Source organism: Streptomyces sp. NPDC007025, from assembly GCF_042869455.1.
Classification (GTDB): Bacteria; Actinomycetota; Actinomycetes; order Streptomycetales; family Streptomycetaceae; genus Streptomyces.
The window spans coordinates 195,402-219,689 of record NZ_JBIAFT010000014.1 but is presented as its reverse complement, the minus strand read 5'-3'; the positions used below and the strand labels follow the sequence as shown (position 1 = coordinate 219,689).

At 72.0% G+C, this 24,288-nt stretch carries 17 protein-coding genes; 16 read left to right on the top strand and 1 reads right to left on the bottom strand.

The window, feature by feature from the left end; genetic code table 11:
• From ACFYMO_RS26210 to sbnA, 6 genes are all read left to right on the top strand, one after another.
• Nucleotides 1-5,370, top strand: a 5,370-nt coding sequence (locus ACFYMO_RS26210) for an amino acid adenylation domain-containing protein (protein ID WP_388549385.1), incomplete at its 5' end; no start/stop codon positions are given.
• 88 nt (nt 5,371-5,458) lie between these two features.
• On the top strand, nt 5,459-5,677 hold the full coding sequence (locus ACFYMO_RS26205; RefSeq protein WP_366770947.1) for an MbtH family protein: 219 nt from the start codon (nt 5,459-5,461) through the stop codon (nt 5,675-5,677).
• A gap of 90 nt (nt 5,678-5,767) precedes the next feature.
• Entirely contained in the window at nt 5,768-8,368 is a 2,601-nt protein-coding gene (locus ACFYMO_RS26200) for an amino acid adenylation domain-containing protein (protein WP_366770948.1), read from the top strand.
• Nucleotides 8,365-9,408, top strand: coding sequence for a TauD/TfdA family dioxygenase (locus tag ACFYMO_RS26195; RefSeq protein WP_366770949.1), 1,044 nt, complete (start codon nt 8,365-8,367; stop codon nt 9,406-9,408). Before ACFYMO_RS26200 ends, ACFYMO_RS26195 begins: the two co-directional genes overlap by 4 nt.
• 54 nt (nt 9,409-9,462) lie before the next feature.
• A complete protein-coding gene (gene sbnB / locus ACFYMO_RS26190) occupies nt 9,463-10,518 on the top strand; it encodes a 2,3-diaminopropionate biosynthesis protein SbnB (RefSeq protein ID WP_388549380.1) in 1,056 nt (351 codons plus the stop codon).
• A gap of 15 nt (nt 10,519-10,533) precedes the next feature.
• Nucleotides 10,534-11,541 carry a 2,3-diaminopropionate biosynthesis protein SbnA gene (gene sbnA / locus ACFYMO_RS26185; protein ID WP_037708303.1) on the top strand — a complete coding sequence of 336 codons (1,008 nt, stop codon included), beginning with the start codon at nt 10,534-10,536 and terminating at the stop codon, nt 11,539-11,541.
• 191 nt (nt 11,542-11,732) lie between these two features.
• Here the strand turns inward: sbnA and ACFYMO_RS26180 are convergent, their stop codons facing one another.
• Nucleotides 11,733-13,250 carry an amino acid adenylation domain-containing protein gene (locus ACFYMO_RS26180; RefSeq protein ID WP_366770951.1) on the bottom strand — a complete coding sequence of 506 codons (1,518 nt, stop codon included), beginning with the start codon at nt 13,248-13,250 and terminating at the stop codon, nt 11,733-11,735.
• A gap of 261 nt (nt 13,251-13,511) precedes the next feature.
• Between ACFYMO_RS26180 and ACFYMO_RS26175 the strand changes: the two genes are divergently transcribed.
• The 10 genes from ACFYMO_RS26175 to ACFYMO_RS26130 all read left to right on the top strand — a co-directional run bounded on the left by ACFYMO_RS26175 (nt 13,512) and on the right by ACFYMO_RS26130 (nt 24,287).
• A complete protein-coding gene (locus tag ACFYMO_RS26175; RefSeq protein WP_366770952.1) occupies nt 13,512-13,709 on the top strand; it encodes a hypothetical protein in 198 nt (65 codons plus the stop codon).
• Nucleotides 13,710-13,745: 36 nt separating this feature from the next.
• Entirely contained in the window at nt 13,746-15,035 is a 1,290-nt protein-coding gene (locus tag ACFYMO_RS26170; protein ID WP_388549377.1) for a condensation domain-containing protein, read from the top strand.
• Between the two features lie 142 nt (nt 15,036-15,177).
• Entirely contained in the window at nt 15,178-15,720 is a 543-nt protein-coding gene (locus ACFYMO_RS26165) for a hypothetical protein (protein ID WP_388549375.1), read from the top strand.
• 109 nt (nt 15,721-15,829) lie between these two features.
• Nucleotides 15,830-19,507 (top strand): CHAT domain-containing protein, encoded by a 3,678-nt coding sequence (locus tag ACFYMO_RS26160; RefSeq protein ID WP_388549373.1) that lies wholly within the window; start codon nt 15,830-15,832, stop codon nt 19,505-19,507.
• Nucleotides 19,508-19,552: 45 nt separating this feature from the next.
• Complete coding sequence (locus tag ACFYMO_RS26155) at nt 19,553-20,296, top strand: hypothetical protein (RefSeq protein WP_366770956.1); 744 nt, start codon at nt 19,553-19,555, stop codon at nt 20,294-20,296.
• Complete coding sequence (locus ACFYMO_RS26150; protein WP_366770957.1) at nt 20,296-20,973, top strand: RES family NAD+ phosphorylase; 678 nt, start codon at nt 20,296-20,298, stop codon at nt 20,971-20,973. The genes ACFYMO_RS26155 and ACFYMO_RS26150 overlap by 1 nt, the downstream gene beginning before the upstream one ends.
• Before the next feature lie 92 nt (nt 20,974-21,065).
• A complete protein-coding gene (locus ACFYMO_RS26145; RefSeq protein WP_388549370.1) occupies nt 21,066-22,184 on the top strand; it encodes a hypothetical protein in 1,119 nt (372 codons plus the stop codon).
• Nucleotides 22,185-22,336: 152 nt separating this feature from the next.
• Nucleotides 22,337-22,573 (top strand): hypothetical protein, encoded by a 237-nt coding sequence (locus tag ACFYMO_RS26140; RefSeq protein WP_366770959.1) that lies wholly within the window; start codon nt 22,337-22,339, stop codon nt 22,571-22,573.
• Nucleotides 22,570-23,340, top strand: coding sequence for a hypothetical protein (locus tag ACFYMO_RS26135; protein WP_388549368.1), 771 nt, complete (start codon nt 22,570-22,572; stop codon nt 23,338-23,340). Before ACFYMO_RS26140 ends, ACFYMO_RS26135 begins: the two co-directional genes overlap by 4 nt.
• Complete coding sequence (locus ACFYMO_RS26130; RefSeq protein WP_366770961.1) at nt 23,337-24,287, top strand: protein phosphatase 2C domain-containing protein; 951 nt, start codon at nt 23,337-23,339, stop codon at nt 24,285-24,287. Before ACFYMO_RS26135 ends, ACFYMO_RS26130 begins: the two co-directional genes overlap by 4 nt.
• The last annotated feature ends 1 nt before the right edge of the window (nt 24,288 follow it).

Below are 24,288 nucleotides of genomic sequence, written 5' to 3'. Positions count from 1 at the left end.
CTGGGGTTGTTGGTGCCGGGTGGGCGTGTGGTGGTGGGGGATGTGCGGTATGCGGGGTCGTTGCGGACTTTGCATGCGGCGGTGCATGGGGATCGTGGGGTGCAGGCGCGTGCGGTGGTGGATCGTGCGGTGTTGTTGGAGAAGGAGCTGGTGGTGGCTCCGGAGTTCTTCACGGAGCTGGCCGAGGGCGATGCCCGTGTCGGGGCTGTGGATGTACGGCTCAAGCGGGGTGGCTATCACAACGAGCTGACACGCCACCGGTATGAGGTGGTGCTGCACAAGGCGCCCTCCTCGGTGGTGGACGTCGCTGAGCTGCCTCGGCGGGCCTGGACGCCCGAGTTCGACATCGCCGAAGCGGAGTCACCGATTCGAATCATTGGCATCCCCAATGCGCGGCTGGTCGGGGAGGTGGCTGCCGAGCGGCGTCTCGACGGTCTCGACGCGGGGGATCTGGGTTCCGGGGTGGATCCGGAGGAGTTGGTGCTTCGGGGTGCTGAGTTGGGGTTGCGGGTGGTGGTGACGTGGTCGTCCCGGTCGGTGGCCCTGTTCGACGCGGTCGTGCTGCCCGCGGACGGGAACGAGTCTGTGCTGTCCGGTGTGTATCTGTCGGCTGCTTCGGGTGGTCCGTGGGTGAACAGTCCGGTGGCTGCGCGGGGCATTGGGACTGTGGTGAAGGCGGCGCGTGAGCGGTTGGTGGAGGGGTTGCCGGAGTACATGGTGCCCTCGGCGGTGATGGTGCTGGACCGGTTGCCGTTGACGCCGAACGGGAAGCTGGACCGCCGGGCGCTGCCCGCTCCGGAGTACGCGGTGGCTGCGGGTGGGCGGAAGGCACGGACTCCGCAGGAGGAGACGTTGTGCGGGCTGTTCGCCGAGGTGCTGGGTCTGGAGCGGGTCGGGATCGACGACAGCTTCTTCGACCTCGGCGGCCACTCCCTCCTCACGACCCGGCTGGTCAGCCGGATCCGCAGCGCTATCGGCGTAGAGGTGCCGATCGCGGCTGTCTTCGAGAACCCGACGGTGGCCGGCCTGGCGCCGCGCCTCACGGGCGACGGCCGCACGCGTGCGGCTCTGGTGGCGGTGGAGCGGCCGGATGTGGTGCCGCTGTCGTTCGCGCAGCGTCGTCTGTGGTTCCTGCACAAGCTGGAGGGACCGTCGGCCACCTACAACATGCCCCTGGCGCTCAGGCTGAAGGGCGAACTGGACGCGGATGCACTCGGCAGCGCCCTGCGTGATCTGGTCGTCCGGCATGAGTCGCTGCGTACGGTCTTCCCCGAAGCCGACGGCGAGCCCCGCCAGTCGATCCTCGATCCGCAGAGTGCGGAGCTGGACTGGCAGCGCTGCTCCGTGACGGAGGAGGAGTTGCCGAAGGTTCTGGAGGAGTCGGCTCGGTACGCGTTCGCGCTGGGGTCCGAGATACCCGTACGGGCATGGCTGTTCGACGTGGCGCCGCAGGACAGCGTCCTGATGCTGCTGGTGCACCACATCGCGGGTGACGGTTGGTCCATGGGCCCGATCGCACGGGATCTGGTGGCGGCCTACACGGCGCGTGTGCAGGGTGATGCCCCGCGGTGGTCGGAGTTGCCGGTGCAGTACGCGGACTACACGCTGTGGCAGCGTGAGCTGCTGGGTGACGAGAACGACCCGGACAGCCTCTACTCCCAGCAGGTCGACTACTGGCGAGACAAGCTGGCGGGTCTGCCGGAGCTGGTGACCTTCCCGACCGACCGGCCCCGTCCGGCAGTCGCCTCCTTCGAAGGCACCCATCTCGACTTCACACTGGACGCGGAGCTGCACCAGCGCCTGGTCCGGCTGGCACGGCGGTCGAACACGACGGTGTTCATGGTGTTGCAGGCCGGTATGGCGGCGCTGTTGACGCGTTTGGGTGCGGGGACCGATATCGCGTTGGGCAGTGGTGTGGCGGGGCGTACCGATGAGGCGTTGGACGATCTTGTCGGGTTGTTCGTGAACACCTTCGTGTTGCGGACGGACACGTCGGGTGACCCGGAGTTCGAGGAGTTGCTGGGGCGGGTGCGGGAGTCGAGTCTGGCGGCGTACGCGCACCAGGACGTTCCCTTCGAGCACTTGGTGGAGGTGCTGAACCCGAATCGTTCCACCTCCCACCACCCGCTCTTCCAGGTCGCACTCGTGCTCCAGAACGCGCCTGAAGGCGACTTCGATCTGCCGGGGCTCCGGGTGACGCCCGAAGACGTCGGGATCGGCCGGTCGCGTTTCGACATGCTGCTGAGCCTGGCCGAGCGCTCCGGCGAGCGCGGGGTGACCGGGACAGTCGAGTACTCCACGCGTCTCTTCGATCGGGTGTCGGTTGAGGGGGTGTTGGCGCGGTGGGTGCGGTTGTTGGAGCAGGTGGTGGCGGATCCGTCGTTGTCTGTGGGTGCGGTGGAGTTGCTGTCTCGGGAGGAGCGGGGGCGGCTGGCCGGGTGGAATGACACTGCGGTGGCGTTGCCCCAGGTGTCGCTTGCTGGGTTGTTCGAGGAGCAGGTTGGGCGTGACGCGGATGCGACGGCTCTGCTTCACGGGCAGCGGAGCCTCTCCTATGGGGAGTTGAACGCGCGGGCGAATCGGTTGGCGCACTGGTTGATCGGTCGTGGTGTGGGGCCTGAGGTGTTGGTGGGGGTGGAGTTGCCGCGGTCGGTGGAGGTGGTGGTCGCGGTGCTCGCTGTGGTGAAGGCGGGTGGTGCGTATGTGCCGGTGGATCCGGAGTATCCGGTCGAGCGGCGTGCGTTCATGGTCGAGGACGCTTCTCCGTTGCTGGTGCTGGGGCCGCAGGAGCTGGCGCAGGACCTGTCGGACTTCCCGGAGACCGACCCCGGAGTGCCTGTGGAGGCGGCGCATCCGGCGTACGTGATCTACACGTCCGGTTCCACCGGCCGGCCCAAGGGCGTCGTGGTCTCGCATCGCGGTGTGGCCAGCCTGGCCCACACTCAGCTCCGGCGCATGGGCACCGCCTCCCGCAGCCGGGTGCTGCAGTTCGCCTCACCCAGCTTCGACGCGGCAGTCTGGGAACTGGTCGCCGCTTTTGCGGCCGGCGCCACGATCGTGGTGCCCGACAGCGCCCGGCTGGTGGGCGAGGCATTGCGAGATGTCCTCGCCACCCAGCGCATCACCCATGCGCTGATCCCGCCCTCGGTACTGGCGACACTTCCGGCGGGCTCCGAGGACGAGCTCACCGAGTTCGCGTGTGTGGTCGTCGGCGCCGAGGCGGCTCCGTCGGAACTCGTGACGCGCTGGTCGCGGGGCCGCCGCGTGGTGAACGCCTACGGCCCGACCGAGTCGACCGTGGCGATCTCGATGAGCGACACCTTCTCCGACGACGTGGTGCCGATCGGTCGCCCGGTCGCGAACACCCGAGCCCACGTCCTGGACGAAGTACTGCGACCGGTTCCTGCCGGGGTGGTCGGTGAGCTCTACGCTTCGGGCGCCGGTCTGGCCCGTGGCTATGTCGGGCGGGCTGACCTCACCGCGGAACGCTTCGTGGCGTCCCCCTTCGAGCCCGGCACGCGGATGTACCGAACCGGCGACCTGGCCCGCTGGCGGGCCGACGGGCAGCTCGAGTACATGGGCCGTGCCGATGAGCAGGTCAAGGTGCGCGGCTTCCGCATCGAGCCGGGCGAGATCGAGTCCCTGCTGACCGGCTGCGAAGGTGTCCGCCAAGCCGTGGTCCTGGCGCGTGAGGATGTGCCGGGGGATCAGCGGCTCGCCGCCTATGTCGTGCCGGATCTGGCGGCGGCCGCCACGACCGCCGAGGGCGATACCGAAGAGACGCCGTCCGACGAGGACGCCCAGGTAGGTGAGTGGCGGGAGATCTATGACTCGGTGTATTCGGGGGTGGGGTCTGGTGGTTTTGGTGAGGATTTCGCCGGCTGGGACAGTTCGTATTCGGGTGAGCCGATTCCGTTGGGTGAGATGCGGGCGTGGCGGGAGGCGGTTGTCGAGCGGGTGCGTGGTTTTGGTGGTGGCCGGGTTCTGGAGATCGGGGTGGGGTCTGGTCTGTTGATGGGGCATTTGGCGCCCGATGTTGAGGAGTATTGGGGTACGGATCTTTCGGGTGCGGTGATCGAGAGGCTCCGTGGCCAGGTGGCCGGGGCGGGGTTGTCGGATCGGGTGTGGTTGCGGTGTCAGCCGGCCGATGCGGCCGGGGACCTTCCGTTGGGGTATTTCGACACGGTGGTGATCAATTCGGTGGTGCAGTACTTCCCGGACGGGGAGTATCTGTCCCGGGTTCTGGATCGGGCGCTGGAGTTGTTGGTGCCGGGTGGGCGTGTGGTGGTGGGGGATGTGCGGCATGCGGGGTCGCTGCGGACTTTGCATGCGGCGGTGCATGGGGATCGTGGGGTGCAGGCGCGTGCGGTGGTGGATCGTGCGGTGTTGTTGGAGAAGGAGCTGGTGGTGGCTCCGGAGTTCTTCACGGAGCTGGCCGAGGGCGATGCTCGTGTCGGGGCTGTGGATGTACGGCTCAAGCGGGGCGGTTATCACAACGAGCTGACGCGGCACCGGTATGAGGTGGTGCTGCACAAGGCGCCCTCCTCGGTGGTGGACGTCGCTGAGCTGCCTCGGATTTCCTGGTCCCCGGAGTTCGACATCGCCGAAGTGCAGTCGCCGGTTCGGATCTCCGGCATTCCGAATGCGCGGTTGGCCGGTGAGATGGCCGCAGAACGTCGGCTGGACGGCCTGGATTCCGGGGATGCCGGTGTGGCGATGGATCCTGAGGAGTTGGTGCTTCGGGGCGCTGAGTTGGGGTTGCGGGTGGTGGTGACGTGGTCGTCCCGCTCGGTGGCCCTGTTCGACGCGGTCGTGCTGCCGGACGACGGGGACGAAGGAGCGTTGTCCGGTGTGTATGTGCCGGCCGCTGCGGGTGGTCCGTGGGTGAACAGTCCGGTGGCAGCACGGGGTATCGGCACTGTGGTGAAGGCGGCGCGTGAGCGGTTGGTGGAGGGGTTGCCGGAGTACATGGTGCCCTCGGCGGTGATGGTGCTGGACCGGCTGCCGCTCACGCCGAACGGCAAGCTGGACCGCAAGGCCCTGCCCGCACCCGAGTACGCGGTCAGCGCGGGTGGGCGCAAGGCACGGACTCCGCAGGAGGAGACGCTGTGCGGGCTGTTCGCCGAGGTGCTGGGTCTGGAGCGGGTCGGGATCGACGACAGCTTCTTCGACCTCGGCGGCCACTCCCTCCTCGCCACGCGCCTGGTCAGCCGCATCCGCAGCGAGCTCCAGGCGGAAGTCGCGATCGGCACGATCTTCGAGACCTCCACCGTCGCCGGGCTGGCGGAGCACGTGACGACGGCGTCCCGCACCGCCACGCGGAAGCGACCGGCGCTGCGGCGCATGACGCGACCGACCGGAAAGCCCTGAGAGATTCCCGGCGGCAGACGGAGCCGGCCCGGGAGAGAGAGCAAGCCGCGTAGTCGGCTGAGCCATGAGATGGAGAAGAGGAACAGTCATGACCAACCCTTTCGAGGACCCCGACGGCACCTATGTCGTACTCGTCAACGACGAGGGACAGCACTCGCTGTGGCCCGAGTTCATCGATGTACCCAGCGGCTGGACCGTCGCCAAGTCGGCTGACACGAGGGATGCCTGCCTCGCGTACGTCGAGGAGAACTGGACGGACATGCGCCCGGCCAGCCTGATCGCGGCCATGGCCGCCGCGGAGTCCTGAAGCGGCGGCTGCAAGGCCGCACCCCCTGGTGGCGCTCTCAGCGGGAGAGCGCCACCGGTCTCCAACCTCTCTGGTAAGGGCACGGAATCGATGGATACACCGACAGTGGCCGAGGGCACACCAGCCGGACCCGGGATCGCTTCGGTTGTTCCGCGGTGGCGGAGCGAGCCGGGGGATGCCGACACGCCGAGGACCGAGTACGAGTGCCCGGTCCCGGCCGACACGGTCCGGGGTCTCGGAGCGCTCGCCGACCGGCTGGGGGTGCGGTTCGAGTCCGTGCTCCTCGCCGCGCACGCGAAGGTCCTCGCGGGTCTCTGCGGCGAGCGGGATGTCCTGACCGGGCTCGTCGCGCCCGGCGGTGCCGTTCCCGAGCCGTGCGGTCTGCTGGTGGCGGACGGCGATTGGCAGCAGTTGGTGCTCGCCGCCGAGCGCGCCGTGCTGTCGTCGGCGGGGTCGGAGCAGCACCCTCCTGCCTCCGGGGGCGAGGTGGTCCTCGACCTCTCGGCCCTTTCCGCCGGCTGCCTCTCCGCCGACTCCCCGTCCGAGTCCGCGGCGCCTGCCGCCCGGGCGGGCGCCGGCCCGACGGCCGACGCAGGATTGCCGGGCGCCTGCGTTCTGCGTGTCGCCGTCCTCCCGGAGCGGGACGGACTGCGTCTGCGGCTGCTGGGTCGCAGCGACGTCCTCGATCGCCCCTGTGCCGAGCGCGTCGGCGGATATCTGCTCACCGCCCTCGCGATGATGACCGCCGACGCCGCGGCGGAGCACCACCGGCAGAGCCTGTTGTCCGCCGCGGAGCTCGCCCATCAGATCGACGGGCTGGCCGGGCCGCTGCGTGCCGTGCCGGACCGGCGGATGCACGAGTTGTTCGAGGAGCGGGTGCGCGGGCACCCCGATCGCGTCGCCGCCGTGCACGACGGCACCGAGTGGAGCTACGACGTACTCAACCGCCGGGCGAACCGGATCGCCCACGCATTGCTCGCCCGCGGGCTGCGTCCCGAGGACGTGGTGGCGGTGGTCACCGAGCGGAACCTGCCCTGGATGGCGGCGGTCCTCGGTGTCCTCAAGGCGGGAGGTGCGTATCTCCCGGTGGAGCCGCACTTTCCGGCCGACCGGATCGCGGCCATGCTCGGCCGCAGCGCATGCCGCTTCGTGCTCACCGAGCACGGCAGCACCGCGACCCTCGATCGGGCGTCGGCGGATCCCGGCTCGCGTGGGGCGTCCGGTCGGCCGACGCCGGACGTCGAGGTGCCGGTGCGCCTGTACCTCGCCGACGTTCTGGTGGAGGAGCGGGAGGGCGCGGACACCGATCCGGGTGTTCCGGTCGGTGCCGGGCAACTCGCGTACATCTACTTCACCTCCGGTTCGACGGGCGAGCCGAAGGGCGCGATGTGCGAGCACGCGGGCATGCTCAACCATCTCCTCGCCAAGATCGAGGATTTGGAGATCGGTGCCGGGCAGGTGGTCGCCCAGACCGCGCCGCAGTGCTTCGACATCTCCCTGTGGCAGCTCGTGAGCGGGCTGCTGGTGGGGGCCCGCACGCTGGTCGTCGGGCAGCGGGAGGTCCTCGACATCGAGCGGTATGTCGAAGCGCTGGTCGACGGCGGGGTCGAAGTGCTGCAGGTCGTCCCCTCCTACCTGGAGGTGATGCTCACCTGGGTGGAGGAGAGGCAGCGCGGACTCGGCCGGCTGCGGGTCGTCTCCGCGACCGGTGAGGCGCTGAAGAAGGAGCTGGTCGAGCGCTGGTTCGCGGTCTTCCCCGACATCAAACTGGTGAACGCCTACGGACTGACCGAGACGTCGGACGACACCAACCACGCCGTCATGGACCGGGTCCCCACCCACGACCGGGTGCCCCTCGGACCCGCGGTCCGCAACGTGCGGGTCTACGTGGTCGACGAGCAGCTCGTCCCGGTCCCGCTCGGGGCGCCGGGTGAGATCGTCTTCTCCGGGGTGTGCGTGGGCCGCGGCTACATCAACGACCCGGAGCGGACGGCCGCGGCCTTCGGTACTGATCCGCACCGGCCGGGGGAGCGCCTCTACCGCTCCGGGGACATCGGCCGCTGGCTTCCGGACGGTGCGCTGGAGTTTCTGGGCAGGCGGGACTCCCAGACCAAGATCCGCGGCTTCCGGATCGAGATCGGTGAGATCGAGAACCACCTGCTGCGCGTGCCCGGCGTACGGGACTCCGCGGTCGTCGTCGTGGAGGGCGGCGACGGGGAGAAGTATCTGGCCGCTTTCTACGCCGCGGACCTTCCGCTGTCCGTGGACGAGGTGCATAAGGTCCTCGGCGATGCCCTGCCCGCGTACATGGTGCCGCGGATCTACCACCACCGGGAGGCCCTGCCGCTCACCGGCAACGGCAAGATCGACAAGAAAGCGCTGGCCCGGGAGGCGGTCGAGGCCGCATCCCGTACCGCGGAGCCCGCGCCCGGCGGCGACACCGCGCCCCGGACGGCGACGGAGCGACGGCTGGCCGAGCAGTGGGCGCGGGTGCTGAACATCCCGGTCGCGGAGATCAGCCGGAGGCAGCACTTCTTCGAATCCGGCGGCACCTCGCTGTCGGCGGTCCGCCTCGGCGTCGAGAGCGGCGGCACCGCCTCCATCGAGGACATCGTCAACAACCCCGTCCTGGCCGAGCTGGCCAGGGTCATGGACGAGCACACGCAGCAGGGGAAGGAACAGAGCGCATGACGCAGCCGTCCGCACCGATGCCGACAGCCCAGGAGCAGCCCGCCGACGAGCTCGGCCTGGAACTGACTCCCGGCAAGCCCCCGATCCTGCGGGTCGCCTCACCGGTGGGTGCCGAGGCGCTCCAGGACTGGATCGGCGAGCGCGCCCAGTCGCTGGAGGCGGCCGTGCTCCGCCACGGGGCCGTGCTGATCCGCGGCCTGGGGGTGCGTGACGCGGCAGCTCTCGGCCGCATCGGCGAGCGGCTTCCGGGACGGCACCTGAGCCAGACGGAGGCGTTCGCGCGTCGCCGTCCGCTGGGCGGGCCGGTCTTCTCGTCCCTGGAGTGGCCGCCGGACCAGCCGATGTGCATGCACCACGAGTTGAGCTACGCACTGGAGTTCCCCCGGCTGCTGCTCATGGGATGTTTCACGCCTCCGGCCACCGGCGGCGTCACCGGACTCGCGGACGCCGAAGCAGTGCTCGCGGCCCTGCCCCCGGAGGTCGTGGAGCGCTTCACGGAGGTCGGCTGGTCGCTGACGCGTTCCTACAACGACCTGGTCGGGGTTCCCTGGACGGAGGCGTTGGGCGCGCCCGACCGGGCGGCCGCGGAGAAGTACTGCCGGGCCAACGGCATCGCCTACGACTGGCAGCCGGACGGCGGGCTGCGGACCAGGCAGCGCCGCTCGGCGGTGATCCGGCATCCCCGGACCGGGCGCCGGGTCTGGTTCAACCAGATCGCTTTCCTCAACGAGTGGACGATGGATCCCGCGGTGCGGGAGTACCTGGTGGCGCAGTTCGGCGCGGACGGGCTGCCGTTCAACAGCCGGTACGGCGACGGGTCGGCCGTCGGGGCGGAGGTCGTGGCGGCCATCAACGACGCGTACGAGGCGGCGACGGTACGCGAGCCGTGGCAGGCCGGAGACGTCCTCCTGGTCGACAACGTCCGCATGGCGCACAGCCGCGAGCCCTACACCGGATCGCGCGAGGTCGGCATGGTCCTGGGCGCCCCGGTGCGCCTCGCCGACTGCGCCCCCACCCATCTGCCCGACGCGGCTTCCTGAGCCGTCGGCCGCACCCCGCACACCTCCTCTCCGAGAACGGAGCCGCGCTTCGTCATGAACGCACAGATCCCTCCTTTCGCCGTCATCCCCGGCTCGCAGGTCCACCAGGTACTCACCGGGCAGGAGCGGCCGCTCATCGAGCTGATCGAGGACACCTACCGGGTGCACGGCGCGGGAGACACGGTCAACCCGCCCTCGTACTTCCTGCGCTTCCCCGACCGGCCCGCATCGCGCATCATCGCGCTGCCCGCGTCCGTCGGCGGGCGGACCCGGGTCGACGGGATGAAGTGGATATCCAGCTTTCCGCGGAACATCGAGGCCGGGATCCCCCGCGCCTCGGCCGTCGCGATCCTCAACGACCAGGAGACCGGCTATCCGATCGCCTGCATGGAGAGCTCCATCATCAGCGCCGCGCGCACCGCGGCCTCGGCAGCCCTGGCCGCGGACTGGCTGACCAGGGAGCGGGGGCGGCCGCGGCGCGTCGGCTTCTTCGGCACCGGCTTCATCGCCCGCTACATCCACACGTATCTGCACGCCGCCGGCTGGTCGTTCGACGAGGTGGGCGTGCACGACCTCAGCTCCGAGCACGCTGACGGCTTCCGCTCCTACCTGGAACGGTCCGGCGGCGGAGGTCGGGTCACCGTGCACGGGACGGCCGAGGAGCTGATCGGCTCCAGCGACCTGGTGGTGTTCGCGACGGTGGCGGGAGTCCCGCACGTCAGCGATGTCTCATGGTTCTCGCACAACCCGGTGGTGCTGCACGTCTCGCTGCGCGACCTGGCACCGGAGATCGTGCTGAAATCGGCCAACATCGTCGATGACGTCGAACACTGTCTGAAGGCCGACACCTCACCGCACCTGGCCGAACAGCAGGTGGGACACCGGGACTTCCTGGACGGGACCCTCTTCGACGTGATGACGGACCGGGTGCGGGTGCCCGCCGACCGTCCCGTGATCTTCTCGCCGTTCGGTCTGGGCGTGCTCGACCTCGCGGTGAGCAAACACGTCTACGACGCCGTGCGCGAGCGGGGTGAACTGGGCGTCGTCGACGGTTTCTTCCACGAGATCAGCCGCTACGGGGAGGCCGGGGCCGACGATGAACACGCTTAGGGCGGGGTGGCCACGTTGACGGTGATCAGCGCACCGCAGGACTTCAACACCGAGGACCTCTACATAGATCTGCGGCCGCTTCTGGGAAGCGCGCTCCATCTCAAGTGCGAGGGATTCAACTTCGCCGGTTCCATCAAACTCAAGGCGGCCGCGGCCATGGTGGCCCAGGCCGAGGAGTCCGGACTGCTGACGGAGGACTCGGTCCTGGTCGAGTCCTCTTCGGGCAATCTGGGCGTGGCACTCAGCATGATCGCCGCGAACGCGGGCTACCGCTTCCTCTGTGTGACCGACGCCCGGTGCAACCAGAGCACGCGCCGGCTGATGGAGGCCATGGGGACCGAGGTGTACTCCGTGAACCGGCCGGACGCGGAAGGCGGCTTCCTGGGCGCGCGGCTGGAGTACGTCCGCGACCTGTGCGCCTCCGACCCGCGCTACGTGTGGCTCAACCAGTACACGAACGCGCACAACTGGATCGCCCACCACCGGACCACGGCCCCCGCGATCGCCGAGCAGTTCCCCGACCTCGACGTGCTCTTCGTCGGCGCCGGCACCACCGGCACCCTGATGGGGTGCGCCCGCTACTTCCGCGAGTCGGGACGCCCGGTGACCGTCGTGGCGGTCGACACCGTCGGCTCGGTGACCTTCGGGGGTGCGCCCCGGACGCGCATGATCCCGGGGCTCGGCGCGGGTGTCCGCCCGCAACTCCTGGACGCCTCCTACGTCGACGACGTGGTGATGGTGCCCGAGCCGGAGACGGTGCGCGCCTGCCGCAGGCTGGCCTCGGCGGGATTCCTGTTCGGCGGCTCGACCGGGACGGTCGTCGCCGGTGCGCAGCGGTGGCTCGCGACCCACCGGCCGGGAGCCGAGGTGACGGCTGTGGCGATCTCACCGGACCTGGGCGAGCGCTACCTGGACACGGTCTACCGGAACTCCTGGGTGCAGGACGTGTACGGGGTCGCCGCGTTCGCCGAGGAGGACTCGGCGCTGGACGGTCCGCCGCTGGCCGAGTTCCCGGCCCGATGAGCGGCACCTGCCGATCCGTCCCGGCCCGGCGGCGGACGCTGCGCACCGCCGGGCCCGGCGGAGGCACTCCGGGGCCGGCCGGTGCGGCCCGCACCGCATCGGTCGATCCGGGTGCACCGGCGGATCCGGGTGCACCGGCCGGCAGACGGCGCGAGGTGCGGGCCCCGCGCCTGTCCGGGTGCCGCCGGGGCTCAGCCGCGCTCGTCGGCCCGGGCCGCCAGCAGCCTGCGGTCGACCTTTCCGTTGGGATTGCGGGGCAGGGACTCCAGGTGGTGGACGCTGTCGACGATCGAGTGCCGCGGGAGCTGCTGCGCGCAGTGGCGCTTCAGCTCGATGAGGGACGGCGCGGGCTCCGCGGCGGGCACCACGTGCGCGACGATGCGGGCGTCGATGCCGCTGCCCGCCACCTGGACCGCGGCATCCGCCACCCCCTCGTGGCTCTGCAGCACAGCCTCGATCTCGCTCAGTTCGATGCGGTTGCCGCGCACCTTCACCATGCTGTCCCGGCGGCCGACGAACTGCAGGCTGCCGTCCTCCAGCACCTGGGCGAGATCGCCGGTCGCATAGGTCCGGTCGGTCACCGCCGGGCGGCCCCAGTAGCCGAGCATCACACTCGGCCCGGCGACGACGATCTCGCCTTCCTCGCCGGCCCCGGCCCGGCTGCCGTCCGGCCGCAGAACGGTCACGGAATTTCCGCATGCGCCGGTGCCGATGGGCACCGGGAGAATGCGGTCCGGGTCGATCTCCTCGACCTCGTGGCCGGTGCTGATGATGGTCTCGGCCGGGCCGTAGAGATTCATGAAGCGGCAGTACGGGAGGTGGGCACGCAGCTCCCGCAGCGGACCGATGGGGAAGACCTCTCCGGCGAACAGCAGAAAACGAAGCGAAGGCACGGGGGTGTCCAGTAGGCCACCGTGCCGCATCATCAGCATGAGAGCCGCGGGAACCGAATACCAGACGGTTATCCGGTGGTCCAGCAGAAACTGCACCAGACTCTTCGCCGAATATGCGGTCTCCTGCGGCACCAGGTGCACGGAAGCGCCGACGGAGAATGGCACATAGATGTCGTTGACGGACAGGTCGAAATGGAATGGGGCGTGATTGGAGTACCGGTCCGCCGCCTGCGCTTTCTGGGCCTCGGCCGCCCAGGAGACAAAGGCCCATGCGCTGTTGTGGCTGTGGCACACACCCTTGGGCTCGCCGGTCGAGCCGGAGGTGTAGAGGATGAAGGCGAGGTCGTCGCCGGTGTCGGTGTCGTCGCCGGTGGGCGCGGGAAGGGCCCGGTCCGGCGCGGCCGGCGGGCCGGCGGGCAGTCGGTCCCAGGGGGAGCCGTCCGGCCAGCGGCGCAGGGTCGCCGGAGGGGTGCCGAACTCCGCCAGCGACGCTTCCCGCTCCGGCGGTGCCACCAGGGCCCGGGGCGCGAAGTCGGCCAGCAGCTTCGCCGTGCGGCGCGGCGGCGCCTGCGGATCGAGCGGAACGTAGGCGGCGCCCAGCCGCAGCACTGCCTGCATCGCGGCGACGGCGGCCGTCGATTTGTCGAGCCATATTCCGACCCGGTCCCCGCGGCCCACGCCGAGGCCGGCGAGTTCCCGGGCGAGCGCATCGGCCCAGGCGTCCAGATATCCGTATGTCGCCGCGCCGTCCGGACCGACCACGGCAGTGGCGTCCGGGGTATTTCGGGCTGCGTCCCGCACGAGGTGGTGGAGCATCACGGTACGTCTCCGTATCTCTTGGCCCGCACGACCGGGAGGATTTGGTCGAATCCTGCGAACCTTGACAGGTTTTCCGGCGGCTCAGTAGCATCCGCCAGCATAGTAGCGTGACGGCGAGTCGGGCGGTGGTTCCGGCGAAGAACTGATGCGAACTCGGGGGTCCGCGTGCGGGACAATGAGGTTTTCGAGGCTGTCAAGGGATATGTGGAGGATAGTGTCCTCAAAGGGCAAGGGGAAGTGGAGGGAGATACTCCGCTGTTGGAATGGGGGATTCTCGATTCCCTCTCCGTGGCCCGCCTCGGAAATTTCGTCGAGAAGCGCTTCGAGGTGGTCCTGCCCACCGGCAGCGCCGTGGGGGAGAGGTTCCACAGCCTCGACTCGATCTGCGAGTTCGTCACCGAGCTGCGCGCCGGACGTACCGAGCCCGAGCCGGCCGCTCCGCACGATGCGGCGTAGGGACGTCCCGCTCGGCGGGCGGGGAGAGGATGACTGATGGCTGCACGACTGGCGCTGTCCTCGGCTCAGACCGGAGTCTGGATGGCGCAGCAGCTCGACCCGGAGGACAGGTCCTTCAACATCGGGGAGTACTGCGACATCGCCGGGCCCGTGGACCCGGACCTCCTCCAGCAGGCGCTCCGCGAGGTCGTGGCGGCGACCCCGGCCCTGCGCGCACGCTTCGACATCGGGGACGAGGGGCTGTGCCAGTATCTCGACGACACCGTCGAGACACCGCTGCACCGCATCGATGTCAGCGGCGAACCCGACCCCCGGCAGGCCGCCGAGCGGTGGATGCGGCAGGACCTGGCCAAGGAGTACGACCTCGCCGAGGGGCCTCTGGTCACCTGGGCGCTGTTCACGCTGGGGGCCGAGCGCACCCTGTGGTACCGCGCGGCCCACCACATCGTCCTCGACGGCTTCGGACTGGCCCTGATCGCCTCCCACGTGGCCGACGTCTACTCGGCGCTGGTGACCGGTCGGCCGCGCAGGCCGCGCCCGCCGGGCACCCTGGAGCAGGTCATCGCCTCGGACCTCGCCTACCAGGAATCCGAGGAGTACGCGCGCGACCGGCAGTTCTGGCTGGACCGGCTCGCCGGACAGACCGAGGCGGCGGCCTTCACCGACTGGCGGCCGACTGCCTCCCGCGCCTCGCTGCGCGAGAGCGCTCACCTCACCCCCGCGGACTTCGACGTCCTGCGCGATGCGGCCCGCGCACTCGACGTGACCTGGCCCGAGGTGGTCGTCGCCGCGATTGCCGTGCGGTTGCAGCAGGCCACCGGCGTCCGGGAACCGGTCATCGGCCTGCCGGTGACCGCCCGGACCGAACCGATGCTGCGCAGGGTACCCGGCATGGTGACCAACGTGGTCCCCCTGCGGCTCTCGTTCGGCCCGGACACGCCCTTCGCGGACGTGGTGGCCCGGACCTCGCTGCGTCTGGAGGAAGCGCTCCGGCACCAGCGCTACCCGCAGGAGCACCTGGTGCGCGAGCTGCCCGGACTCCCCGAAGGAAGAAAGCAGTTCGGTCCCGACGTCAACATCATGTCCTTCAAGTACCACGGGGACTACGCGGGCCGTCCCGCCACGGTGCACACCCTGTGCTCCGGTCCGGTCGAGGACCTGACGATCAACGTCTACGACCGGATGGACGGCCGCGGCCTGCAGATCGCCCTGGACGGCAACGCCGAGCTCTACGACCGCGCTCAACTGGCCCGGCACCTCAAGGACCTCGTCGCCCTGCTCCGCTCCGTCACCGGCCGGCTGGAGCACGCACCCGCCGCGCCCTGAGCCGGTCCCGCACCGCCGGCAGCCGCCCCGGTCCGGTGGGCGGCGGCAGGGCGAAGACCGGGCGATGTCCGGTCCGGAGGTTCACCGCGGTCGGAACCGGTGCTTCGCTGGCTGCGGACCGCAGGCGGCGGAGGGAGCCGGCATGGAGATCGAGGGTGCGACCGCGCCCGTGGTCGCGGTCGTCGGAGTCGTCGGGACACTGCTGTCGGCGCTGCTGACCCAGCGCGCGGCCGACCGCAGCCGCCGCCGCGAGCAGGACCGCGCCGAGGAGCTGTGGCAGCGCCGCAGCCAGGCGCAGGAGCTGCGATCCTGCTACGTGGCACTGAACACCTCCGCGCGGCAGTACCTGGCCGCACTCACCGACCAGTTGCACGCGCTGGGCCGCACCGGGGACCTGGCCTCCGCACGGCAGCGGCTGACCGAGGCCCGGGACCTGTACCGGGACGTGTACGCCGAGGCCCAGATGCGGGTGCCGGAGCGGGTGCTCGACCTCGCGGGCGACCTCAGCCGCGACCTGGGCGCGGTCTACGGCACCGTCCGGCGCCTCGACGAGGGTGCGCCGCGGGACGGGGACTCCCCGTCCGCGGCCCAGCGGCGCATCGACGCGCTGTGGGGCCGGCTGCGGCAGGCGCGCCGCGAGATGCGCGCCGAACTGGGCGTTTTCCCGTCGGATCCGGGCCGTTGAGCGTGAATGCGCGGGATCGTGTCCCAACGGCGCCCGAGGATCGGCATAGTGGCGGTGGCTCGGACGAGAGGCCACATGGCTGTCGAGGTTCCGGAGAGGCGGGCTGCCCGTGAACGGCGAGGAGACAGGTGGCGTCGCGGGACTGCGCGCCTGGGCGGCCGACGCCGCGGAGCGGGCCAAGCGGCTGCTGCCTGCCGTGCGGGGCGGCGCCGTGCCGTCGGGTGCGTACGACGCGTCCGTCGCCGAACTCGAACAACTGGCACGGCTGCTGGACCACGATCCGGGTCTGCGCAGCGGGGTGAGCGTCTGGCTCGGAGGCGCGCTCGCCGCGCGGAGTCTCGCCGGGCGCGGCGGGCCGGGGGACCGGGAGCGTGCCGAGACACTGCTGCGGGGCGTACGGGACCGCGGTACGGAGCAGGGCGCGGCGGCCGGCGAGGAGGACCGCCGCTGGGCGGCGTTCTTCCTGCTACCTCTCGTGTCACCGCTGCAGACGCAGCCGGGTGCTTCGGGCGGCGCCCCCGACTTCTCGGCCTTCGCCGCGTGGGCGGCCCGGACGGGTCCGGCCGGGATGGCGCAGGCCGCGGCGGAGCTCCAGACGCTGACCGAAGAGGTGCTCGAACTGCCGCTGCCGGCAGACTTTCTGGCACAGCTACGGCAGATGCACCGCGCCACCACCGCCCCCTCGGGACCGTCGCTCTCCGACCTGCTCGCGACCATGACGCCCGCGGGCTCGCCGTTCGCGGAGCAGATGCGGCAGACGATGGAGAACGCCTTCAACGCGCCCCGGGGCTCCGCCGGCAACAGCACCGCTTCCGCGGCCCCGCCCGGACCTCCGAACCGCGAGCCGGCCGGCCCCGGCCCGGGCCAGGACCGCGGTCTGGACCCGGCTCCCGGGCCCGATTCGGCCTCCGAGCAGGACGCGGCCTCCGGCTCGGAGGCGGCCTCCGAGCAGGGCCGGAGTCCCGAAGCGGAACCGGAGTCGCGTCCCGCCCCGGCCGCGCCCTTCGGGCATTCTGGCGCTTCACGGGGTACCGGCTCGCCCCCACCCGCGGGCCCGCCTCCGGGACCGTCCGCGGACAGCGTCCCGCCTCCGAGCGATCCGCCTCCGGGACCCGGGCTCACACCGGACGACATCCGCCGTCTCACCGCTGCCATGGACGCCGTCCATGCCACCACCTGGGGTCTGGAGGACGTGATCAAGGGCAGCGACCACGAGGCACTCGACGCCCTGCTCCGGCGCCTGCGCGCAGTGCAGGACCTGCCGCCTCCCGGCCCGGACCCGACCGACGCGCTGGAGAGCCTGCGGGCGCTGCTGCTCAACATCTCTCCCGGCGTCGGCGGCACCCACGAGGACAGCTCGGCGGGGCGGGCCCATCTGGCGACCGTCGTCGACCACCTCAGCTCGCTCTCCGGCACGCTGCCCGCCGGAGTCGGGGACCCGGCTGTCTGGGGTCGTGCGTTCGCGCTGTACACCCGAGTCCTGGCGGCGGGGGAGACGGAGGATGTCCACACGCTCCGGGACCTGGTGGCCGAGGCCGAAGCGCTGGAGGAATCCGTGCCGGAGGACGAGCCGTTCCGGTTCGCCGTCCTGTGGGCCCTGGGCGCGGCCGTCGCCAGACTCGGCATCGTCACCGGGGACAGGGCGACGGTGCTGCGTGCGCTGCCGCACATCGAGGCGGGGCACGCGGGGATGACCGCCCTCCCGTTCGCCGACGAGCTGCCGCTGCCGCTGCCGCCCCTCCCGGACCTCGACCTGCTCCGTGCGGGACTCGGCGGCGACCCGGCCCCGGTGCACGAGCACGTCCCCGCGGCCCCCGACGCCTCGCCGGAGGAACTGCACACCGCCGCGCTCGACCTGGCCCTGCGCTTCTCCCTCACCCGCGACCCCGCCCTCCTCGACGCGCTGATCGGCCAACTCGAGCGGGTCCGCGACCGGGTCCGGGAGGGGAGGGCGCCGAGGATCGCCGCCGACGCGCTGTGGGAGCTGGCCCAGGCGTACCGCGAACGCGGGGTTCTCAAGGAGGACGTGACCGACATCGCGGCGCTGGAGGCGGCCAAGGAGGCGCTGACCGCGCTGGCCGCCGACGTCCTCCTGCAGTCCGGCGCCGAGCACGGGCTGCTGGCGGCCCGCTCCGGCGCGAACAGAGGTGTACAGGCCGCGCTGTGGGCGGCCTCCCAGGGCCGGCTGCACGAGGCGGTCGCCGTGCTGGAACTGGGCCGCGCGCTGGTGCTGCACGCGGCGTCCACGTCCTCCGCGGTCCCCGAACTGCTCGATGCGGGGGGACACCACGAGCTCGCCGAGCAGTGGCGTGCGGCCCGGGGGGCTGCCGGGGACGCCGAGGGGAGCGACGCGGGCACCGGGACCGGCGGGGACGGGGTACCGGGCCGGATGCCGAGCACGCTGCGCCGCCAGGCCCTGGAAGCACTGGGCTACCGGGACGAGGACGGTCTGCTCGGCACCCCGTCGCTGGGCGCCCTCTCGGACGGCCTCGCGGACAGCGGGGCCGACGCGCTCCTCTACCTCGTCCCCGGCGAGGGCGAGAACCCCGGCGTGGTGCTCGTCGTGGCGCCCCGGCTCGGTGCCGCGGTCGGGGTGGCGCCGCTGCTGTCAGGTGCCGGATCCGGCCCGCTGGAGAGCTACCTCGACGCCACCGCGGCCCGCGACGCCGCCGCGGAGAGCGGCCGCCCCGCCGACCCGTCGGCCGAGCGGACCTGGGACGAGGCCCTCGCGGCGCTCTGCGACTGGGCCCACCAGGTGCTCGACCCGGTACTCGGCGCGGTGCGCGAGAGCCTGGCGGAGGAACGGGGGGCCGAGGAGCAGCCGACGGCGGACGGATTGCTCCGGATCGTCCTGGTGCCCTGCGGTCGGCTCGGCATCGTCCCCTGGCATGCCGCGAGCCGCGAGGGTGCGGCGGGCCGGGACCACCTGTGTCGCACGACGGTGGTCAGCTACGCGGCCTCCGGCGGCGAGTTCCTGCGCTCGGTGCGCCGCGTACCGCGGGATCCGGCGTCGGCGCCGGTGCTGCTGGCCGATCCCGGCATGGACCTGGCGCATGCGGAGGTCGAGGTCATGGCGCTGCGGGACGCCTTCTACCAGGAAGCGCGGATGTGCGGGGGGATCTTCGAGCTGCCGGAGGAGGAACTGCTCCCCGGCACGCCCGAGGACGTGCTCGCGCTCCTCGCCGACGGGGCCTCGCTGCTCCACGTCGCCTCCCACGGGTCGGCGGGCACCCGCCCCACGGCCTCGGCCCTGCACCTCGCCGCCCCCGAGCGCACCGGAGAACCGCCCGCGGACGGGGCCGGGCCGGATCCCGGCATGCTGACGGTGACCCGGCTGCTGGACCGGCCCGCCGCGCGAGAGGGCGCCGAGCGCGCGGAGTCCACCCGGGCGGACACCGACGAGGGGGCGCCGCTGGTCGTGCTGAGCGCCTGCCAGACCGATCTGAGCACCCGCGACCACGACGAGGCGCTGACCCTCACCACGGCGTTCGTCTCCGGCGGGGCGCGGGACGCCGTGGGCTCGCGGTGGCGGACCGACGACGCGGTGTCGGCGCTGCTGATGGCCGTCTTCCACCACTACGTGACCGTCGACGGACTCGGTCCCGCCGACGCACTCAGGGCCGCGCAACTGTGGATGCTCGACCCGGACCGGAAGAACCCGGGCTCGCTCCGCGGCCCGCTGCTGCGGCAGACGGAGCGACCCGATCTGGACCGCGCCCGCTTCTGGGCCGCATTCATCCACCAGGGGCATCCGGGCCCGGGGCGCAGGGTGCCGGACGCAGGATGAGGAAGGCCGGGGAAGGCCGAGGCGGAGAACGAGGAAGGGGAAGGGATGAGCGACGACGGCACGGGCGACCGGTCCGGCGCTCCGGCGCAACGTCTGCTCGCACAGGTGGGAGAGCACCGGGAGGCCGTGCGCGCGGCGTTCGGCGAGGAGCAGTACGCGCTGCTGCTGGTCCGGTTGGAAGCTCTGGCGAGCACCTCGGTGGACGATGACCGGGCGGTGCGCGTGGCGTTCCAGGGCGTGCGGGTGCTCCTGACACGGCTGTCGCTGCCCTACGACCATCCGGTGCATCGCGCGCTGGATTCCGACCGGCTGGCCGGGACACCGCCGGGGCCGGCGACCGTGGCGGACGCGCGGGAGCTGGCAGCCGCGCTGACGGGATTCTCGGCAGCCGGTTCCGGCCCTGACCCCGACCCGTTTTCCGACGGCCCCGATCCGGGCCCCGGAACCGTCCTCGGCGCCCAGGAGCGGCTGCTGCGGGCTCCGGCCCTCCCGGCGGACGAGGCGCGGGCCCGCTGCGGGGGAGCGGCGCCGCCCTCCGAACTGATCAGGCTCTCCGACCCGCTGGGGCGGGAGCACTACCCGGCGTTCCAGTTCGCGGGCGACGGCGCCCCGTACGAGGTCGTCCTGGAGGTCAACCGGCTGCTGCTCGCGGACATCGACCCCTGGGGTGCGGCGGCCTGGTGGCTGGAGGGCAATACCTGGCTCGGCGGTGCGCCCGCCTCGCTGCTGGGACGCCTGCCCGACCGGGAACTGGTCGGTGCGGCCACCGCGTTGGTGGAGGAGGACTGATGGGCGCCCTCTTCCCCATGACGCCGCTGCAGCTGCGCCCCCGTCACCGGGTACTCCCGGTGGGCACTCTGCTGTGGCGGGTGCACAGTGTGCGCCGAGCCCCGGACGCCTTCAATCCGACGCTCGCCGACCCCTTCGAGTTCCGGAAGGGCAACCGCTTCGACGGCACCTCGCTGGACCCGTACCACTGCCTGTACCTGGCCGACACCCCGACCACGGCGCTCGCCGAGAGCGTGCTGCGCTCACGTCCCTTCGAGCCGCCCGCGGGCCTGCGGCTCATTCCCTACGCCGCGGTCCGGGGCCGCTCGTTGAGTGCCGTGCGGACCAGGTGCGAGCTGAACCTGGTCTCGCTGGTCGAGTCGGAGGACCTGGCCGCCGTCTGCCAGGACGCCACGCTTCTGGAGGACGAGCGCAACTACGTCCCGGCCAGGCGCTGGGCGAGCGAGATCCGGGCACAGACGCCGGGCGCGATGGGGCTGGTATGGCAGTCGCGGCACAACCGGCCGCAGCACGCGCTGGTGCTCTTCCACGACCGGTTCGCGCACTGGGACGGCAAGCCGCTGGAGGTCGCGCCGGACAGGGGTGTCCCGGCCCTGGACTCCGCCGACGGCATCGCAGCGGCCAACCGGCTGCTCGAACCCCTCCGGGCGCGGATCTCCGAGCCGGCGGGGAGGTGAGGCAGCTTCCCGTCCGGGAATGCCGAGTGGCGGCGTCCCGGGCCGCGGCGATCAGTCTTGTCCGCGGCTGACGCCCGGTGCATGGTGGTCGTATGGCATCGACCGCGCCTGATGAGGCGTCACTCTTCGCCGAATTGCAGAAGGTTCGGCGTGCGGGGCTGGTCCGGTTGCGGGGGCGCGTGCTGCCTGCGCTGGAGTCGGCCGCGGCGGAGGCGGCCACCGGTGCCCGCACCCCCGGCGCCGCCGTGGAGGCGCTGCTGCGGCTCGCCGTGGCGCGGTTGGACGCCGGTACGCTGCGCACCGCCGCCGAGTACACCCTGGGGCTGGCGCAGGGCACCCGCGACTGGCCCGCCGCCTCCCGGCGCGCCAGGGCTGCCTCGGTGTACGGGGTGAGTGTCGAGCGGTTCCGCAAGGACCACGAGGTGATGGTCCTCGGGCAGGTCGCCGAGCACATCGTGCGCCTCGCGAGCCGGCCGGCTGTCGGGGCTGCCGGAGCCGCCGATGCCCGGACCGGGGACGGGGGCGGCTCGGGTACGCACCGCACGGTAGGGATCGCGGCCGGCGGCCGGACCGTGGCGCTGACCCTCCATGTGCACCCTGTGGATCTACTGCGCGACGTGGACGTGGTCGTCTCCCCGGTCAACGTCCATCTCGCGCTGCCCGAGCGCTTCAAGTCCTCCGTGGCCGCCTCGCTGCGCCGGGCCGCCGCCGTGCACGGAGTGACCGGGGACCTGTTGGCGGACCCGCTCCACGACGAGCTGTTCGGCTGGGCGTCCCGGCACGGCGCCGCGGGGCGTGCGGTGCTGCCCGGCACGGTGGCCGCCACCGGTGCGGGGGCGCTGACCGGGCAGGGGGTGCGGCGGATCTACCACGCGGCGGTCGCCGTCCCGCGGGCCGGGACCAACGACTACGACGTGCTGCAGTCCGATGTCACCCGGGCCACGTCCCGCGCGCTCGCGGTGCTGGCGGCGGAGCACGACCGCTTCGACCCGCCGCTCCGCTCGGTGTGCTTCCCGCTGCTGGGCTCGGGGCGCGGCGGGCTGTCGTACGGCGCCAGTCTCGCCGCTGTGTGGGCAGCGGTGGAGGCGGACGCGGCGCGCGGTGCGGGCTGGGACATCCATTTCGTGGTGCGTTCGCCGGAGGCGGCGGCGCTGGTGGAGCGGCTTCCGGCCGGGATCCGCCCGGCGCACGACCGACGGGCGACCAGATGACCCGGTGGAATGGGAGGACATCCCGCGCCGCGTGAGCCGGTGCGAAGGGTGTGTGCGGGAGGGCGCGCCGGGGGGTGCCCTCCCGCACGAATTACCCCCGTAGCGCGTCATTTTGACGGCTGATCACATAGTGTTCGCGGATGGGTGGTGGGATGGCGGAATGGGCTCACGGGGCGTCGGGCCGGACCGTGACCTGGCCGGCTCCCGACACCTACGTACTGGTCGAGGGCGTGCTGCTGCGGATGCTCCCGGACGATCCCGGGACGCCCGTGGGAACGGAGGTCGTCGTGGGGTACGACGCGGAGCGGCGGCGGCTCGTCGCGTACCGGGCCGCACCCGCCGGATCCACCCCGGCGGAGCAGGAGAACGACAGGGGTGCACGCGGATGAGCACACCCGGCTTCGGTCTCGCGGAGAGCTACGACGAACGGCAACCCGTCGTGCTGCTCCTCCACACCTCTGCCTCCATGGCGCGGCCGGCGGAGAGCCCGCGGATCGAGGAGCTCGACGCGGCACTGCGGCGCCTGTTCGACGGCGTGCGGGGGAAACTGCGCCTGCGCGCCCGGATGGAGATCTGCCTGATCACCTTCGACTCGCGGGTGCGCGTCCTCGATCCCACGCGGGGCGCGCTCGTCCCCGTCGAGGAGGCCCCCGCCGACCGGCTCTTCGTGCCGGTCGACGAGCTGAGCCCGCCGCACCTGACGGCGTCCGGGGTCACCCGGCTCACCGAGGCCGTGGAGACCGCCCTGGATCTGGCCCGCGACCGGTACCGGACGCTGCAGGCGCAGCGGGTGCAGGTGCGGCGGCCTTTCCTGTGGGTCCTGACGGACGGGGCGCCCAGCGACGCGCACGGCCGCCGGGCGGATCCCGCGGCTGTGGCCGCCACGGCGCGGAGGGTGCGCAGCGGGGAGGAGCGGGGCGAATGCGTCCTCCTGGCGATCGGAGTGCGCGGCGCCGACCCGGAGCTGCTCCGGGAGCTCGCGCCGAACGCCGCACTGCGGCTGGAGGGTCTGGACTTCGAGCAGATCCTGGGGTCGATGTTCCAGAGCTCGGACGTCATCGGAGCCTTCGGCGCCGTCGACGACATCCATATCCAGGTGTCGGCCGAGATGAAGCGGCAGGAGCGGATACGGCTGCTCGAGGAGAAGCACCGGTGATCGTCGCGGGGGCCGGCGTGCAGGGCACCGGCCATCTGGCCACCGGGCGGGGCTGCCAGGACGCGTTCCGGGCGGCAGACCTGGGCGACGCGGTGGTGCTCGCAGTGGCGGACGGCGCCGGCGGCAGGGAGCGCAGCGCGCTCGGTGCGCACCTCGCCGTGGACACGGCCTGCCGGGTGCTGGCCGAGGGGGTGCCCGGAACGGACGAGCCTCCCGGGGTGTGGACCGGATGGGCCGCCGCGCGCGGAGCACGGCTGGTCGCCGACCACCTGCGGGCCGCCGAAGGGATGCTGCGCGCGGCCGGGCCCCGGGCACTATCCGGGCAGGCCGGGCCCGCGGAACCGTACGGGCTGCCGCGGGCGATCCAGGAACCCTCCGCGCCGCCGGTGGACACCGGAGCGCTGGCCGCCACGGTGGCCGCGGCTGTCCTCCGTCCGCCCTGGGTCGTGTTCGTCGCGGTCGGCGACTGCTTCGGCACGGTACTCACCCGCGGAACGACCGACCCCGGGCCGCCTCCCGGATCCGGCGGGTTGCCGATCGAGTCCCCCGGGCCGCCTCCCGGGCCGGGCGGGCCGCCGTCGGAGGCCGCGGAGCGGTGCCACCTCGTCCTCCCGCCGCCCGGCCCCGGCGGACCCGGCCCGGTCTTCCTCTCCTCGCCCGGCGCCGCGCTGCGGGTGCGGTCGTTCGCCGTGTGGGAGCCGGAGCTGACCGGAGTGGTCCTGGCCACCGACGGCTGTACGGCGCTGACCCTCGACCATCCCTCGGCCCGCGCGCTCCCGCCGCAGGCCGGTCCGCTGCCCTCGGAGCGGTTCTTCTGCGGACTCGCGTCGACCCTCCGTGCCAACGGCGGCGACGCCGAACCCCTCAGAGCGCTGCTCTCCGGCCCGGAGGCAGCCCGTACCGGCGACGACCTGACGGTGCTGTGCGCCCTGACGGGCGGGTGGTGAC